Here is a 17,779-nt window from a genome sequence, read left to right on the forward strand (position 1 = left end):
GTTCAGAGGCGGTCGCCGAAGCGGTTCACGGCGTTCAAACGCTGGCCATCGGGATCCGGCGATGCATCGCCCGGTATCCACGCTGTCATGCACTGCCGATCGAGCACACAGGGATCGGTGAGTGCTTCGAGAAATGCGACGAGGGCGTCCACGTCGCGCGTGGCCAGTGTTACGACCGGCAGCCTCGAGTCGCCGCTGCCGCGTGCGGCCTGCAGATGGTCCAGCGCCGCCTCGGTGTGGGCGCGGGCGCGCGGATAAATCTGCTCGCCGTTGCCGTCGAACTGGTCGAGCTGCCCCAGGCCGAAGTGGAAGGCGGCCACGGCGCTGTGTGCGTCCAGGTGGTGCAGCACCGTCTCGCGCAGGCTGTCGTAGGCACCGGCGTGACCGAAGGGGCCGGTGACGGCGACGTTCAGCAGCGTCGGCGTGCGGAAGGCGAAGCGCTCGGCGGCAATGCCGGTCTCGCGGTAGCGGCCGAAGTCGCCGTCGACGTCGTCGCCCTTGCCGGGCCCGATCTGGGGCATGGCGATGTTGTGAAAATCCTCGTCGGTGAAGAAATCGCCGCTGTGGCAGCTCGCGCAGCCCGCGCCGCCGGCCTCCGGCGCGCGGAAGAAGACGAGGGCGCCGCGCTTCTGTTGATCGTCGAGCGCGCTCGTATCGCCCTGTACGTAATCGCGCCAGGGTGTTGCGACGAAGGTCTGCGAGCGCTGATAGGCGGCCAGCGCCTCGGCGATGTTGGCGTAGGTGATCAGGCTTTCGGCGGGCTCATCGCTGCCGAAGGCGGCGCGGAAAGCGGTCAGCCACTGGCTGCCGGGCAGCTCCGCCTGTGCGTTGCCGTAGCCGCCCAGCCGCTCCGCGAGATGCCGGCGCACGTCGGCGTTGTTTCCGCTCGCCTCGAAATGCTCGCCGCGCATCTCCTCCATGGAGGTCACCGGGAAGCGCGCCTGCGCGGCCAGCAGATCGATGCCGGCCGCCGGGTCGGCGCTGCCCAGCGCGACGTCCGGGGTGCGGATGCCGCTGCCGCGCCCCGCCATGCCGGCTTCCTTGCCCAGGCTCTCGACGCGGCCGTCGAGGAAGAGGTACTGGTCCCAGAGGGCGGTGTTGAAGGTGGTGGGCGCGTTGCGCGGCACGGTGGGCTGGGCGCCGGGGTGGCGCCGTCCCGGGCCGAGCAGATCGGGATCCACGGCGCCGACCCCGATCGAGAGCGAAAGATCGTCGCCGCCGCCTAGCATGGGGTGGTGGCAGCTCACGCAGGCGGCGTCGCTGTCACCGCCGAGCGCCTTGCTGAAGAAGAGCTGCATGCCGAGCTGTGCCAGCGGATCGTCAATGCCCGGAAGCTGACGACCGGCGCCGGGATCGCCGCTGAGTCCGCGCGCTTGGATCTCCGCGTGCAGTGCAGCGTCGACGCTGGATTCCCCGCCCTGGCCGCGCGTGGCGACCCCGTCACAGGCCGCCAGTAGCGCAGCTGCGCCGAGCGCCACGATGATCTTGGTATGCATGATGCTGCGCTTTCCCTTGTCGCGATGATGAGCAGTGCGCAGCCAGTTCGCTGATGCACGGCAACAGAATAGGGCGCCGGCTGAAGGGCGGGGATGGGGTGTGTCGGCTGGGCGCTACCTTCGGTCGGTTTCGGGCGGCGTCACCGCGATCGCCCGCAGGTTTAAGGGCCCAGAACGAGGTTGCGGATTGCCGAGGCGTCGGCCTTGGGGGCAAAACCTTCCTTTAGAAAGGCGAGCATTGCCGGCCATAGCGTTCCAATAGCGTCAACAAACAGCTGCCCGTGGCCGGTGTGATGCTTCCATGCATTGCATGCCGATTCGCGGCGGCTCGTGGTGACCGCAACATGGTGAATGGGTGGAATTATGAGCAATACGATGACGCAGACTGACACCGCAGACCCTCTGGCCGGATATCGGGACGGAAAGCGCTATTTCTGGCCCCTGGCGGCCGTGTGGGTCATGACGCCGGTTATCGGCATCTACCTGGCCCAAGTCACTGGTGTCCAGAGCCTTACCTGGTTGACTGTCGGGGTCTGGTTCCTGGTGCTGCCGTTGCTGGATTGGCTCCTCGGAGAAGATGGCAGCAACCCACCGGAAGGGGCTATTCAGGCGCTGGAGTCGGATCGCTATTACCGCTTTCTGACCTACATGACCGTGCCGCTGCACTACGTCACGCTTGTGGTGGGAGCTTGGGCGGTTGCCACGCTCGGGTTTCACTGGTCGGCCTACTTGGGCGCCGCATTGTCGGTGGGGATCATCAACGGTCTGGCGATCAACACTGGTCATGAGCTGGGCCACAAGAAGAGCCGCTTGGAAAAGAACCTGGCGAAGGTGTGCCTGGCCGTGACCGGCTACGGCCACTTCCTGACTGAGCACAACAAGGGGCATCACAAAGACGTGGCCACTCCCGAGGATCCTGCCTCTGCGCGCATGGGCGAAAGCATCTATCGCTTTGCGCTGCGCGAGATTCCGGGGGCATGGCGCCGCGCCTGGAACACCGAGAAGCTGCGCTTGCAGCGCCAGGGCAAGGGAACCTGGAGCCCGGATAATGAGGTGTTGCAACCGCTCGCCATCACGGTATTCGTTTATGGCGGTCTGATAGCCGTATTCGGGCCCATCGTGGTGCCCTTCCTGTTGATCAGCATGGCCTATGGCTACTGGTTCCTGACCAACGCCAACTACATCGAGCACTACGGATTGCTTCGTCAGAAGCAGCCGGATGGCCGCTACGAACGCTGCCAGCCGGCGCATTCCTGGAACAGCAACCATCTCATGTCCAATCTCGTGCTCTTCCATTTGCAGCGGCATTCGGATCATCACGCCTGGCCGACTCGGCGGTATCAGTCGCTGAGGGATTTCGACGATATTCCTACGCTGCCCTCGGGCTATCCCGGGATGTATGGCCTGGCACTGGTCCCGCCCCTGTGGCGGGCGGTCATGGACCCGCGGGTTCTGGAGACCTATGACCGCGATGTGACCAAGGCCAACATCGACCCGGCCAAGCGCGAGCGTTACCTGCGCCGTTATTCGGATTACGACGGCGCATCAATGAGCGCCTGAGGGGTGCACAGGCCACACTGACTGCGGGGGCTTCGTTGTCGCCGCAGTTCAGTGGGCTCCGGTGCGCGCTAGATCGCGCCCGAAGTGCCGGCAGGGGCGCGCATCAGCTGTCAATCAGCTGGAGATGGCGGGCCTGCGCAATGGCCGCAACGCGATTGCTCACGCCCAGCTTCCCGTAGACGTTGCGAAGGTGCCACTTGAGCGTGCCCTCGCTGATGAACAGCGAATCGGCAAGCTGGCGATTGGAAAGCCCCGACTGCAGCCTGTTCAGGATGTGCGCTTCTCGTGTCGTGAGCGGCTCGATAAGCGGCTGCCCGTCTGTCGCCGAGCTTTCGGCCCGCGGCTCCGCTTGATCCCGTCCGGTCAGTCCGACTGCTGCCGCCAGCTTGTCGAGATAGGCGCGACGGACCGGTCGCTTGTCATCATCCTTCTGGCCATGCCTCTGAAGATAGTTGCTTAGTAGCGTCCGCAGTGGCGGCCCCTCGTCGACAAAGGTACGTACGTATCCCTCGGGCAGGGCGATGTCCAGGGCGTCATGAAACACGGTGAGTGCGTTGTCGGTCTCTCCGGATTCCTGCAGTGCCATGGCCTGAATGAGCAAGAGTTCGACCTGCTTCTTTTTCTGGCCGGTACGTTGGGCGCGTTGCAGAACGGGCATCAGCAGCTCACAGGCGACGTTGGCATGCCCTTTCAGTAGCGCGATCCTTGCGTGAATGCGCCCGGACTTATCCGCCAGCGACCGGTCGAAGCCATGCACGGAACTCCTGGCCGGGGCCCCGCTTTCCATTTCCTCCCAGAGCGCTTGCGCCTGAGTCAGCTCGCCTTGGCGCAGGAGCAGCACCACGCGCTCGGCGCGAAGCGAGATCGTCAAGCGGGGGAGCCCTTGCGCCGTACCCATGGCTTCGCCCTCGGCCAGGGTCTCCAGCGCATCCAGATGCGCAAGCTGTACGGTCTGCAATCGGGCCAGCGTGACGTACCCGACGATCATAGGGTCGGTCGAGCTTTCCTCGATCAGGGTGGTTAAGCCGCGATCGATGGCATGGGCGGCGTCGGACATGCGGTCGAACTCGTAGAGCAGGCCGGCGCGCATGGCGTGCAGCATCATTACCGATCGAGACCATTTGCCCAGTACCGGATCCAGCTCCGCCAGGTATTGGTCACATTCGTGCAGCGCTTGCCGGTAGTCCCCGCACTTGATCAGGTTCGCGACGGTCAGCATATGGGCCCATGCAAGGGCGTAGTAGCCGCCGCATTCCCGTCCAAGCGCTTGAGCCGTGCGTGCGTGTCCAACGCCGTCGTTGAAGTTGCCCAGTGCCTTGGTGGAAAAAGCCAGAACGCAGTGCGCGGCAGCCTTATCGAAACTGTTGGCGTCTGGCCACCTTGTCAGCCAGCGTTGCGTGCGCGACGTGCTCTCCTCGGCGTGATCGCGCAGCGCTGGCTCGATGCAGCGCTGAAGCTCAATGGCTTCCTCGAGCTGCCCCGCAGTGATCGCGCTCTCGGCGTCCTGCTCACGATGTTGCTTGCTGGTGAGCGGGTATTGCTCCAGCTCACGGCGGATGCGCTCGGCTTCGTCGTGGCGTCGCACGAAATCCAGGGACCAAGCCTGCTGCAGGCGAATCTCGGGAAATCGCTTGATGGTCTCAGCCGGTAGCTTGTTGACCCAGCGCAGATAGGTGGTGTGGCGCCCGAAGATGCGGGTGGTTTCTGCCGCGTGCTCGTTGATCAGCTTCGTGGCAGCGTCCAGGGCATCCGCATCCAGGCAGACTTCGATAGCGCCCTCGATCCTTCCCCGGCTCACCAGCCATTCGACAGCCCTTTCGCGCGCCCGGGCCACTTCCCCGCTAGCGGATTGCTTGAACTGCTGGAGCAGGAAGTCTCGCACCAAGGGGTGCAGAACGTAGATGGGCTCTTCGGCGTTGTCACGACTGATCGGAAGCGCCCGGTGCTCGAGTTCCTCCAGGAGCTTGCCGGCATCCTCCATGTCTGCCACGTACGTCGCGAGCTCGAGCGAAAACTGGCGGAGCAACGACAGGCGAAGAAGCAGCTGATGAACACGATTCGGCAGCTGAGCGAGAAGGGCTTCGTTCAGGTAATCCGTTAAGGACCGCGGGCCCTCGGCGAGTCCGGTGAAGAAGGCGTCCTGCGACGCTTCATCCTCTTGAAGCGACAGTGCTACCAAGCGCACGACTGCGGGCCAGCCATCGGTCCGCTGCAGCAGCTGGGTAACCAGCTCTTTGCGCGGTTGAATCTTGTGTTGCTGCAACAGCTCCTTGGTTTCCGCCTCGGTAAATGCCAGTTCCTGCACCCCGAACTGGTACAGGCGCCCCTCGAGCAGAGGCTTGCTCAGAGCCGCGGCGGGGTGGGAGCGGCCGCTGACGACAAGCAGCAGCCGCTCCGGCTGATAGCGAAGCATCAATCCCAGGGCCGAGGTCGTCGAACGGCCCTTTAGATGGTGTGCATCGTCGATGAACAGTGCGGTCCGAAAGGGTTGCGCGTCCAGCTCGGCGAGCAATGCCTTGACAAGCGCGAGTCGTCCCTCGCCGCCATAACTGTCCAGAACGGTTTCGCCGCTTTGCACATCCTGCAGGCCAACGGCAGCGGCGAGCTCCATGAGAAGGTTGTCGCCGTCGTCGTCATAGGGCTCGGCAGTCAAATGGATGATCCGGTGCCCGCTGTCTCGTCCTTGCTTGCTCCACTGGCTCAGGAGCGTCGACTTCCCGAAGCCTGCGCCGGCGCCAAGCGCAACCACAGGCTGGGAGGCTTCCCAGACCTCTGCGGGAAGTTGCAGCCGCGGGCGCGCCAGTTCCCAGGAGGGGAATGTCGTTCCTGCTTCCACTTTCGCCGCCTTCGAGTCGGTCGTCATGCCCTACAAAAGCTCCAGCTGTGGCTTGGCTCGAGCGCCGAGCATCGCAGACTGTGGGGTGGCGCAGCTTCACGTTTGCGGTTCAGCGCCACCTCCTCGCCTTGCGTCAATCGTGGCCGATTAACGAAGGCTTGCGCAGGCTTGAGCTTACATCGGCAGCCTTAGGGAATGTCTGATCAAAGTCGGATGAGTGACCGCGAAGACATTGCAGGCTGCACACCGGGTGAAATGAAGGCTGTTTCGGGGGCTTCAGCCTCTGCAGAAGCCCGATTTCGTTGTCATTGGACGCACCTATCCTGCCGCCAGCAGCTGTCTTCGGGCCGCCACGAGGTTGGCCATGGCAAACAGGCTGTGCAGGTGCGCGGTGTTCTTGGTCAGGCCGCGATAGCGGACCTTGGTGTAGCCGAACTGGCATTTGACAATCCGAAACGGATGCTCGACCCGGGCTCTCAGAGACGCCAGACGTCGGTTGGCGGCGCGCTGCCATTCCAGCAGCGCCTTGCCGGCACTACGCACGTAAGGCGTGACGATGCGCGGTCCACTATCGGGCGCCGGGGCATCCAGGCTGCGGCCCGTGCGTCGATAGCCGGCATCGCCCAGCACGATGCGTTCTTCGCCGTGCAGCAGGGCTTCGGTCTGGGTGATGTCGGCGACTTTGGCCGTTGTGCCGATAACGGTGTGCACGAGGCCACTGTGGGCATCGGCGCCGATATGCGCCTTGCAGCCGAAGTACCACTGGTTGCCCTTGCGCGTCTGACTCATGTCGGGATCCCGCGTACCGCTCTGGTTCTTCGTCGAGCTGGGCGCGTGGATCAGCGTGGCGTCCACCAGCGTGCCTTCGCGCAGCATCAGGCCCCGCTCGCGCAGGTGGGCATTGACCTCGGCAAAGATCTGCTCGGCCAGCCCGTGCCGCTCCAACAGCCGCCGGAACTGCAGGATCGTGCTCTCGTCAGGCACCGCCTCATCCGTCAGCGTGATGCCGGCAAAGCGGCGCATGGCATCGGAGTCGTAAAGCGCCTCTTCGGCGCCTGGATCCGACAGCCCGTAGAACTGCTGCAGGCAGTAGATGCGCAGCTTGGTGGCCAGCGACAGCGGCCGGCGCCCCGGCTTGCCCGCCTTGGGCTTCGGGTAGTGCGGCGCAATCAATGCCTCCAGGCGCGACCACGGAATAACCGCATCCATCTCCGCCAGAAACTTCTCGCGGCGCGTCACCTTCTTCTTGTGCGCCTGCTCAAGATCCGCGAACGTCCGCTGCTTCATCGACTGGCTCACCATCGTCTCCGTGCCCCGGCATCATCCCAGATCGGGGCGATTGATCAGAGTTTCCTTAGGTCCGCTTGATGGCGCCGAGGCGCCGCTCGTGTGCCCTGGCTTGGTGTAGCTCTTTGAGCCGACGTTCGCTCCTGAGCTTCGATCCCCTCCTTTAGTGGGGCGTCCCAGACGCAGCGTCTGACGTTTAATAGCCACCTGCTTCATAGCTTGCGTATTACTCAATAGCGCGACCTCACCCCGCCACCGGGAGCCTGCAGCGAAGAACCTGCGGTGTCGGTGGCGCAGATCAGCCGCGCTGAAACATCGGCGATGTTGTGCCCGGTCCCGTCCAGGAGGTCCTGATGTCCGCAATGCAGTATCAATGCCCCGGCTGCGGGTACATCTATGATGAAGCCGAAGGCGATGAGCGGGAGGGCTTCCCGCCGGGGACGCCATGGAGCGCGATTCCCCAGGACTGGTTCTGTCCCGACTGCGCGGTGCGCGACAAGCCCGATTTCGTCGCGCTCACGCAAGGCGAGGCGAAGGGGGAGGCCCGGTCCGCCTCATGATCGACGGATCTTCCCTGCTCGGCGCCGCCCGCTGGTGCGCTAGATGACGGCGAGCCGGAAATGGCAATGCGCTGTATGCGGCTTCATCTACGACGAGGCCGTCGGTTTGCCCGAGGACGGGATACCGCCAGGCACGGCTTGGGACGATGTTCCCGACGACTGGATGTGTCCGGATTGCTCGGCGCCCAAGTCCGATTTCGACATGGTGGAGGTTGCGCGTTGAGTTGAAACGCTTCTGAGAGGGAGAGCGGCGGGCGACGCCTGCCCGTTCGTGCATCGAATCAATCGTGACGATCGTGCTGTCAGGACGAGATCGCGCATCTAGCGCGGCATAAGCACGTATCGACCAGCCAGAGGAGGCATATATGTACGACTACATCATTATTGGTGGAGGATCGGCCGGTTGCGTGTTGGCGAACCGGCTTTCCGAGGACCCCGAGACCACCGTCTGCCTGCTCGAGGCCGGACCGGCTGACAAGAGTCCCTTCGTGAGGATTCCGTTGGGCATGGCTGCCCTTCTGCGTTCGCCCAGCCTGAACTGGGCTTTCAGAACGGAGCCGCAGGCCGGCCTCGGCGGCCGGCGCGGCTATCAGCCGCGCGGCAAGGTTCTGGGCGGAAGCAGCTCGATCAACGCCATGGTCTATATCCGTGGCCACCGCAGCGACTACGACGGCTGGGCGGAGGCTGGCAATAGCGGCTGGTCCTTCGACGAGGTGCTGCCCTACTTCAAGCGCGCGGAGAACCAGGAGCGCGGCGCTGACGCGTTTCACGGCGTCGGCGGACCGCTGAATGTCGCTGACTTGCGCTCGCCGCACGCGATCTGCGATGACTTCATCGCGGCGGCTGAAGAGCAGGGCCACAAGCGCGTCAGCGACTTCAACGGCCCCGACATGGAGGGCGTCGGCTATTTCCAGGTGACACAGCAGGCGGGCGATCGCTGCAGCACGGCCAAGGCCTACCTCGAACCGGTTGCCGATCGCCCGAATCTGACGATCATCACGGAGGCCTACGCCACGCGCATCGACATGGAAGGCAAGCGCGCGGTCGGTGTTCGTTATCGCAAGGACGACGCCAGCCACCACGTCGGTGCACGCAAAGAAGTCCTCGTCAGCGCTGGTGCGTTGCAGTCTCCGCAGCTGCTCATGCTCTCGGGCATCGGGCCGCGCGAGGAACTCGATCAGCACGGCATCCCGATCTGCCATGAACTGGCCGGTGTCGGGGCCAACCTGCAGGACCACCTCGACTACGTCACGGCCGTGAAGTCGCCCTCCAAGGAGCCCTTGGGAATCTCCCTGTCGGGTGGCTGGCAGATGCTTCAGGCCCTGCGCACCTACCGACGCTTCCGGACCGGGAAGCTCACCAGCAATGTGGCTGAAGCGGGTGGCTTTCTGCGCAGCGATCCGAGTCTGGCGGCCCCGGACCTGCAGCTGCATTTTGCGGTTGCCATCCTCGATGATCACGGTCGCAAACTGCACTCGGGTCATGGCTACTCCTGTCACGTCTGCCTGCTGACTCCCAAGAGTCGGGGTCGGGTCGGCCTGCACAGCGCCAACCCCATGGCTGCCCCGCGTATCGACCCGGCCTTCCTCTCCGAGGACGAGGATCTCGAGCGATTGGTGAAGGGCTTTCGCAGGATGCAGGAGATCCTGAATGCCCCCGCCATGGCCAGGCATCGCGGCAGGGATATCTATACCGCCCATGTCCGAACCGACGAGCAGATCCGGTCGGCCATCCGGCAGCGTGCCGACACGGTTTATCACCCCGTCGGCACCTGCCGCATGGGGCGGGACAGCGACGCGGTCGTAGACGAGCAGCTCCGGGTTCACGGTGTTGCGGGGTTGCGCGTGGTTGATGCCTCGATCATGCCGACCGTGGTGCGCGGCAACACCAATGCGCCGACCATCATGATCGGCGAGAAGGCTGCCGAGATGATCCGCTTTCCGGACGTCGCCAGTAGCAGAAGCGCGGCCGTCACGAAGTCGGCCGCCCGGTCTGCGCCGAAGCGGCGGGCGACCCGTGCCACGGAGCCGGCATGAGCCGGCCCGTCAGGCAGCCATGCCTGCCGTTCCAGCCGCCCGGGCGATACGGTGCGTTCAGGTCTATCGGCGCGCCTGTCGCGGTGCCTGCCCCCTTCGGGGTAGCCAAAACTACCCGTTTGTGTAGTACCGCGTCCCCAGGGCGGTGCCTACTGTCAGCAGTGACAAAAGCACGAGCGTGGCCTCAAGAGCGCTACGCCATCAATGAGGGAGGAGACATGGTGACTGCGGCGTTAAAGCGCTCGCTGGATCGCCCCCCGTGCGATCCCCCCAAGGAGGCAGCCTGCACCCAGCGCGCGGTTTCGTTGCGGTGTGTGGAAGGCGCCCGGCAAGCGGGTGCTTCTCGCCACGTCCTGACCGGATGGCGCAAGCGGGCAGGCCGCAGCCAGGTGGCGTCCGTGGCGAAGCTCTGGAGCCGCGCTACGCGATCCCCGACTTTCGGATGGGGTCAAGGTCGCACGCGCATTGGCCCATGCGTCCCCAGAGCAACAGCAATTCTGGAGCGTCGCTTCTGCCAGGTGCAGACGGCCGGCTTGCTGCGCGCCTTCCGGGCAGCGGGGTGGTCAGGCGCCCCTCCAGTACGGGCTCGCTTCGCAAGCAATGGCAGCAATCTGCCTGCCGCGACTTGCCATTGAGTCGCCTTTCCCAGCAGGGCGGAAGGGGTCTCCGCTCGCAATTCATTGCCATTGAAATTTAGAAAGAACCGATAATGAACGCAGCCCGTTTCAAAATTGCTCAGTGGATCATGGCGCACCGCGCCGTGGTCAGTGTTCTGTTCGTGATTATTACGATCATATTCGCGGCAGGGCTTGCGCGTGTTGAAGTTCGCACCATCTTTTCCGACCTGTTGCCGGCGGATGATCCCTTCGTGCAGACCTTTCTGGATCACCCGAATTTCGGTGATCCGCTGACTGCGGTCGTGATGATCAAGCGTACCGACGGGGAGACGCTGTACAACCCGGAGACGCTGCAGAAGGTCTGGGATTTCACGCGGAGCTTCCATCTCATCCCCGGGGTGAATCCGGACACCATTCTCTCCATCACCACGGAGAAGGCGCGCTACGCGGAGGCGACGCCTTACGGCATCAATATGCGTCCTCTCATGGGCGACAAGGTGCCAGAAGATCCAGAGGAGCTCGACGACTTCCACGTTCGCGTCGATCGATCCCCGGTATCGCGCACATACCTCGTTTCAGAGGATGGTACCGCCACACTTATGAGTGCGGGCTTCTACGAGGATCAGCTCGAATACGATGTCGTCCTCAAGCATCTCCGCGATCTGGCAGAGGAGGCCTCCGACGAGAATCACGAAGTCCATGTGGTCGGGCAGCCCGCCCTCACCGGCTGGGTCTACGAGCTACAGCAGCAGACCTACCTGATCTTCGCGATCACCGTCTTCCTGCTCATCATTGCGCTCGCGCTCTATGTGAAGAACACGGCCGGCGTCGTGGTGCCGGTTGTCGTGAGTCTGACCTCCGGAATATGGGGCTTCGGCCTGGTGGGTTGGCTCAATGCGCCCATCGAGCCGCTGCTGATGATCGTGCCCCTCCTGCTCGTGGCCCGGTCGTTCTCGCATTGCGTGCAGTTCTCGGATCGCTACTACGAGATCCTGAGCGAAATCGGTGACAAGAAGAAGTCCGCCGAGATCACGATGGGAGTCATGCTCGCCCCCAGCGTCCTCGGCATCATCACGGACGCGCTCGGCATTCTCTTCATCGGTCTCGCCCCCATTCCTGCGATGCAGCGCTTTGCGCTGTTCGCGGGCTTCTGGGCGCTCTTCCTGATTCCGACCGGCGTCTTCCTGATATCGATCCTGTTGTCGTATCTGCCTACCCCGCGCAACGTCGACGAGATTACCGGCAAGAGCAAGCTCAAGGGGGTGCATAAATGGCAGCAGAGCGCACTCGCCGGAATCGCCGGCCTCGTTACCGGCAAGAAGGCACCTGCCACAGCAGTGGTAATGATCGTCCTCTCCGCCGGTGCCATCTACACGGCCTTGCAGATTGAGGTCGGGAACCCGGTGGAGGGCAGCAACCTGCTCTGGGAAGACTCGGAGTTCAATACCGGTGTGCGCACGGTGAACAACCACTTCCCCGGAGTGAACTCACTGGAGGTGATTCTCGAATCCAAGGAAGAACGAAGCGATCCGAGAACCGCCCGTACGGCCGAGGCCTACATGATCTCCAAGCAAGTCCAGCGCCTTGCCGAGGAGGGGGTTGGTGAAGGTGGCCTTGCCGCTCGCAATACGCGCTCCTTCGCGGATTTCATGGAAGAGGGCAACCGGCTCTACGCCGGTGGGCATCCGAAATGGCTGCCGCTCGATCCCGACGACGACTCGACGGGCGCCGCAGCAATGGCGATCTCCTTCGGGCAGAACCCCTTGAACTTCTCACAGGTCAGCGACTTCGAGTTCCAGAACTCGACCATCTCCCTGTTCTATCGCGACAACAAGCAGGAAACCGTTGATGGCGCGCTCACCACGGCAAGGAAGGCGATCGAGGCCGTGAGTAACGAGGAGGGTGCGGTGTATGACGGTGAGTCGCTGCGCGTCAGCGCTGACAGGATGACCGGCACCATCCCTCTGCAGCATGCGATGAATACGGTGGTCGACCGCTACCACTGGCTGATTCTCGCGCTGCTGGCCGGTGCGATCTTCGTGATTGCCAGCTTTGCTTATAAATCGGCGGTCGCGGCCCTGGTCGTTCTGGTCCCGGTGATGCTGGCCAACTTCTTCCTGACGTCGGCAATGCATCTCATGGGCATCGGCCTCGACATCAATTCGGTGATGGTCGCTGTGCTCGGCGTCGGTGTCGGTATCGACTACGGCTTTTATCTTCTGTCGCGCATTTGCGAGGAGTATTCCGCCCAGGGTAAGGACTGGGGGAAAGCCATCAAGCACGCCATACAAACGACCGGCAAGGCGATTCAGTTCACCGCGGCAATCATGGTTATCGGCATCCTGCCGTGGTATTTCCTGTCAGACCTCAAATTCACTGCGGATATGGGGCTTCTGCTTTCCGTGATCATGCTCATCAATATGGTGCTCGCATTGATCGTGCTTCCGCTATTGATGTGGTTCCTGAAACCCAAGTTCGCCGCCCGTGAGGATCTCATGGTCGGGGAAAGCGTTGATCTGTCGCTATTCACAGATCAAGTCGGTGACGCGCATCGACCTGCGTGACCCCCGATGTAAAGGCAGTCCTTCGGGAAATCCCCCCGTTGGAACATCCGTTATAAGCGCACAAAGCGTTAGGAGGAGTGAAAATGAGGATACGTAAATACGATGTCGACTACACGCGTCGCCGCCTGATGCACAACATGGCAATGGGCCTCGGCGCCGGTGTGCTGATGCCCCTGGACAAGCTGTGGGCGAGCGAGACCGGCTTGCAGGATCTCACCAAGGCTTATCCCGACGAGGCCTTCTCGATCGAGGCGCAAACCAAGGGCAAGATCAAGGTCGGCGATGTCATCGACGCCAATAACCTCGAGCATGTCGAGCATCTGCTCAGCCCGACGTTCATCCAACAGATTCGCGAAGACGGTAGGCGCATTCGCATCGGTAAGCCGGAAACCGACATCACGCGGATGTTCACCCACCAGAACCTGCAGAAGACGCTGGAGAACAAGTCATCGGGATACGAGGCGAAGTTCGATAGCACCGGCAATGTCGTCGGTCCGGACGGCAACCCCTGGCAGGGCGGCTTCCCCTTCCCCAACCCGAAGAACGCCGAGGAAATCCAGGCGAACGCGGCGCTGAGCTGGGGCCGCGCCGACGCCAACTTCTACGCGGTTCGGCAGCGCGATTTCGACGGCGACGGCAGCCCGCAGTACGCCTACGACTTCGCCTGGGTCGAGCTGCAGATGCAGGCGCGCATGGACGGCAAGGCCTACCGCGGCCACAAGGACGAGATCCGTCGCCAGACCGTGTACTTCGAGACCTCCGACGAGGTCAAGGGCACGTCCTTTCTGAGCATCTGGAAGTACGACCAGCGCGAGATCCCGGATCTCTACGGCTATCTGCCGCAGTTCCGGCGCGTGCGCCAGTTCCCGGCGAACCAGCGCTTCGAGCCGCTGATCCCCGGCGCCACCTGGTTCCTGACCGACCCCTGGGCCGCCGGTGATCCAATGCGGACATGGGGCGAGTACAAGATCGTCGAGCGCAAGCCCATGCTGGGTACTACCAGCGGCAACTTCGCGTCCAAGAACGACAACTGGGAGCTGCCCGTTCAGGAAGACAACGAGAAGTACTTCGATCTTGAACTCAGCATGATTCCGGATGTGGCCGTCGTCGAATCGAAGCCGACCGGTTATCCACGCGCCCCTGTGAGTAAGCGTCACGCGTATTTCGACGTGCGCAACTCGACCTATACAAGCTGCATCCGTTTCGACCTGCAGGGCAAGCCCTGGGTGGATTTCGAAAGCGGCTTTGGCTACTACCAGGATGGGGACCGCATGGTGATTGGCCACGATGGCAAGCATCCGGCGTGGTCCTGGACCTATGTGATGAGCTACAACCTCCAGAACAAGCGCATGAGCCGGATCGATCACCCGCGTTCGGCCGCTGGCATTCGTAGCGATTTTCAGATGGACGAGGACTACATGTACGACAACTACCTCACGACTTCTGCACAGCAGGCCCTCGGCCGAGTCTGAGGTGGCGCCGAAGTCGGGATAGTCCAGAAGGTGCGCACGCGCGAAGCGTGCGCACCTTCCCTTTCGGAATGACAAATGATTTGCCTACATTCGAAAAACGCTTTGAAGTTGTTGTCCACCCTGCTCATTGGCTCGTCATTGGCGGTAGCGCCGATGGGCTATGCACAGGAGGGCGCCGAGAACGCGGCGGCCGCTGAAAAAGCCAAGGCCGGGCCCGGCGCGCTCGACGAGATATCGGGCAAGGGCCGTGTGATCGCCGAGGGCGTCCGTCAGGAACGCTTTTTCGGTATGGATTTTCTTGGCGATCAGGGCATCGTCGTCGGCAATTTCGGCCAGGTGATGATCACCGAAGATGGTGGTGAAACCTGGGTCGAGGAAAAAGCGCCCACCGATCTCGCGCTATTGGCCGTAGCGCTTCACGAGGGTGGCGCGATCGCTGTGGGGCAGCAGGGCTTGGTGCTACTGCGCAGCCCGGACGGCGAATGGCAGGAGGTCTCCGTAGATACCGGGGAGCGCTTGCTGAATGTGGCCGCCAACCGGGACGGTGAGGCGGTCATCGTGGGGGCCTTCGGCACGCTGTTGGCGTCTTCGGATGGCGGCCGCAACTGGGCAAACGTCGCGCCGCAATGGGCCGAGCTCGCGGCATCCGCGAATGTGCCCGCCGACACGACCGGCGCCACCGCCGAGCCCTCGATGTACGACGCCAAGGTGTTCGATGACGGCGTCATGCTCATCGCCGGTGAGCTCGCTTATGTGCTGCGTTCCGAAGACGGCGGCAAGAGCTGGGAGTTTGCCAATTTCGCGGAGGCGCTTGCTAAAGGTGAGGAAGCGACGGCCTCTGCAGCCCCGACGATCAATGACATTCAGGTGCGCGCCGACGGCACCGGCTTCGCGGTCGGGCAGTCGGGAGTTGTATTCAAGACAAACGATTCCGGTCGTAGCTGGAAGAAGCTGTCAACGCCCTTAACCGAGATCAACCTGCTCGCCGTCGCCAGCCGCGGCAGCGGCGCCGTCATTGCGGTCGGGATGCGCTCGGCAATATTCAGTGAGGACGACGGAGAGAACTGGCAAACGCTGGAGGCTCTCGATCTTGATATCAACTGGTATAGCGCGATCCAAGTGGCGCCAGACGCCAGTCAGATGCTGGCAGTCGGGCACAGCGGACGCATCATTGGCTTGCAATAAGACTTATTAATCGAGCGCGGGGATGGCAGGGGCCAGGCCGCCAAACGCAGCTCGCAACTGGAGGAGGGGTAATTCATGACGAAGCAACATGTGATTGCAGCGGCAGTGGCTTTCGCGGGGCTGAGCGCCTGTGTCATTCCTGCACAAGCTCAGGAGTTCTACCCGCTTTCGCGGGTCCTGGAGGACATGAAGGTCAGCACGGCCATCCGCATCGATGCGGCGGCCCGGACCACGTCCGCGCAGAACTTCAATAACCAGGGGACCAACTACTTCAACGACGTTTCCGTTGACCGACAGGCATTCGTGCCGCCGGGCGTGGCGGGGCTGCCGCAAACTCAGGGCAACGACTGGGCCATTCCGGTGCCCGGCTTCAACGATTCGTTCCGCCGTGGCGATCAGGTGCCGATCGACGATCCGGACATGAATCTGCTCCAGACGCGCATCGAGAGCGAGATGGAGCTCAACTTCTCCCGCTCGCTGCGCTTCGTTGCGCGAGTCCGCGGTGTCTACGATCCCGGAATCTACGACGATTTCGATGCGCGCAGCGTGTCAGGGGCGCAGGGCAGCGGCATCGTCGGCGGCGATCCCAACCTCTACGCGGGTGAGCCGAACTACATGGAGGCCATCGCGCCGAACGGCCGCAACATCAATCCGCTGGAGTTCTCGGGTCAGAACTACAACATCGACTTCCCGGCCTTGTTGTTCGAATACCGCACCCGCGGCTTGACCCTGCGCCTCGGTAATCAGCAGATCGCCTGGGGCCAGTCGATCGCCTTCCAGACCTTCGATATTCCCAACGGCCTCGATTTCCGCCGTCATTCGATTCTGGACCGGGCCCAGGAGGAGTTCAGCGACAAGCGCGTTCCCACGCTCTCGCTGCGCGGAACCTATCAGCTGGGCCGGATGGTGATCGACGGCTTTGTCGGCAAGTTCCAGCCGACGATCCTGTCCAACCCGAACACGCCCTACAACGTGATCCCCACGCAGTTTACGGTGCGCGAGGATTACTTCCGAGGCGGCTTCGACGAGAAGATCAACGGCGGCGTCCGCCTGAAGGCCGACTACAACAATTGGGGCTGGCAGGCCATGGTGGCGTCGCGCTACAACCCGCTGGGCGCCTTCAGCTGGACCCGTAGTGGTGTCACGACGGATGTTGCCGACAATCTCTTCGGTGGGCTCGCGGCGACGTTATACGGCGTGAAGCGCCCAGGATGTGAAGGTTCCCAGAACCCGCGCAACGGCCCGCTGCCGCAGGCGCTGTGCCGCAATTCCGGGAGCCTCGGCGAGGCCCTTTCAAAGACCCCCGTCGTGGCGGAAGCAGGCGGCGTCACCAGCGGGCGCGAGTGGTTCACCTATGCGGCCGAGGCCAAGCTGAACGGGCTCGAAGGCTGGAACGTGATGCTCAACGAGTTCCCTGATGCCTTCGATGTGTATCTGCGCGAAGCCGACAGTATGGAGGAGCTGAGGAACCAGCTGGATACGGTCATGTATGCCGCCGGCGGTGGCTATCGCGGCTACATCAATCGCGAGTATTTCCGAGAAGAAGTCTTCGGTCTCGGCGGTAAGTTCGTCACCACCAGCGACAACAGTCTCCTGAACGCGATCATCCTAAACGTGGAGATGCAGTACACGCCGGAGCGGGTCTTCACCGCCCCGACCCTGTCGAACGATCATCTCAAGAGTGATGAGTTCATCGCGTCATTCGTCGCCGAAAAGTGGACGCGCTGGTCGGCGAAGTACCCGGCGGCCTACCTGGTCTTCCAGTACCAGTTCCGCAGTGAAAGCGATCTGGTGGGCTTGAATCTGGATGGTTATGGTGGTGACGAGAACACCATTCCGGAAGGCATCCCCAACGCCAACTACTTCGTGCTGGCCGGCTTCCAGCCCACACCGGGCCGTACCTTCGTCTTCGAGTTCACCAGCCTCTTCGACGCCAGGGGCGGCATCCTGGTCCAGCCCCTGCTGAAGTGGAACATCGGCAGTGGCTTCAAGGCCGACTTCTTCTACAACTATGTCGACAGTGGCGTGTGGGGCAAGCGCAGCGAGTCGGTCTTCAGCAATGTCGACTACGCGGACGAGGTCGCGGTGCGGTTGAGCTACTCCTTCTAGGCTGCGGTGGTGCGTCCGTTGGGGCGGCGCATCACAAGGCGGCACCTGCTCCGGTCT

At 62.9% G+C, this 17,779-nt stretch carries 11 protein-coding genes; 8 read left to right on the forward strand and 3 right to left on the reverse strand.

The features are described from left to right. Positions 1-2: 2 nt before the first annotated feature. Positions 3-1,496, reverse strand: a complete 1,494-nt coding sequence (locus U743_RS16260; RefSeq protein WP_043769835.1) for a cytochrome-c peroxidase — start codon at positions 1,494-1,496, stop codon at positions 3-5. 375 nt (positions 1,497-1,871) lie between these two features. Here U743_RS16260 and U743_RS16265 point away from each other — a divergent pair, with 375 nt between their 5' ends. Continuing rightward, entirely contained in the window at positions 1,872-3,056 is a 1,185-nt protein-coding gene (locus U743_RS16265; protein WP_198022081.1) for an alkane 1-monooxygenase, read from the forward strand. A gap of 103 nt (positions 3,057-3,159) precedes the next feature. Here U743_RS16265 and U743_RS19665 read toward each other — a convergent pair whose 3' ends face one another. Both U743_RS19665 and U743_RS16275 read right to left on the reverse strand, forming a co-directional pair. After that, complete coding sequence (locus U743_RS19665; protein ID WP_084191612.1) at positions 3,160-5,919, reverse strand: LuxR C-terminal-related transcriptional regulator; 2,760 nt, start codon at positions 5,917-5,919, stop codon at positions 3,160-3,162. Between the two features lie 291 nt (positions 5,920-6,210). Further along, entirely contained in the window at positions 6,211-7,179 is a 969-nt protein-coding gene (locus U743_RS16275) for an IS5 family transposase (protein WP_043770774.1), read from the reverse strand. 353 nt (positions 7,180-7,532) lie between these two features. Between U743_RS16275 and U743_RS16280 the strand changes: the two genes are divergently transcribed. The 7 genes from U743_RS16280 (at position 7,533) to U743_RS16310 (ending at position 17,722) form a co-directional block, all read left to right on the forward strand. After that, entirely contained in the window at positions 7,533-7,739 is a 207-nt protein-coding gene (locus U743_RS16280) for a rubredoxin (RefSeq protein ID WP_043769844.1), read from the forward strand. Positions 7,740-7,782: 43 nt separating this feature from the next. Next, positions 7,783-7,962 carry a rubredoxin gene (locus U743_RS16285; RefSeq protein ID WP_043769847.1) on the forward strand — a complete coding sequence of 60 codons (180 nt, stop codon included), beginning with the start codon at positions 7,783-7,785 and terminating at the stop codon, positions 7,960-7,962. A gap of 142 nt (positions 7,963-8,104) precedes the next feature. Next, on the forward strand, positions 8,105-9,775 hold the full coding sequence (locus U743_RS16290; RefSeq protein ID WP_052368302.1) for a GMC family oxidoreductase: 1,671 nt from the start codon (positions 8,105-8,107) through the stop codon (positions 9,773-9,775). Between the two features lie 709 nt (positions 9,776-10,484). Next, complete coding sequence (locus tag U743_RS16295; RefSeq protein WP_043769850.1) at positions 10,485-12,956, forward strand: efflux RND transporter permease subunit; 2,472 nt, start codon at positions 10,485-10,487, stop codon at positions 12,954-12,956. 83 nt (positions 12,957-13,039) lie between these two features. Further along, positions 13,040-14,428, forward strand: a complete 1,389-nt coding sequence (locus tag U743_RS16300) for a DUF1329 domain-containing protein (RefSeq protein ID WP_043769852.1) — start codon at positions 13,040-13,042, stop codon at positions 14,426-14,428. Between the two features lie 75 nt (positions 14,429-14,503). Further along, on the forward strand, positions 14,504-15,613 hold the full coding sequence (locus U743_RS16305; RefSeq protein WP_156966481.1) for a WD40/YVTN/BNR-like repeat-containing protein: 1,110 nt from the start codon (positions 14,504-14,506) through the stop codon (positions 15,611-15,613). Between the two features lie 75 nt (positions 15,614-15,688). Then, a complete protein-coding gene (locus tag U743_RS16310; RefSeq protein ID WP_052368304.1) occupies positions 15,689-17,722 on the forward strand; it encodes a DUF1302 family protein in 2,034 nt (677 codons plus the stop codon). Positions 17,723-17,779 lie beyond the last annotated feature (57 nt).

It is taken from the genome of Algiphilus aromaticivorans DG1253, assembly GCF_000733765.1.
GTDB classification, from domain to species: Bacteria; Pseudomonadota; Gammaproteobacteria; order Nevskiales; family Nevskiaceae; genus Algiphilus; species Algiphilus aromaticivorans.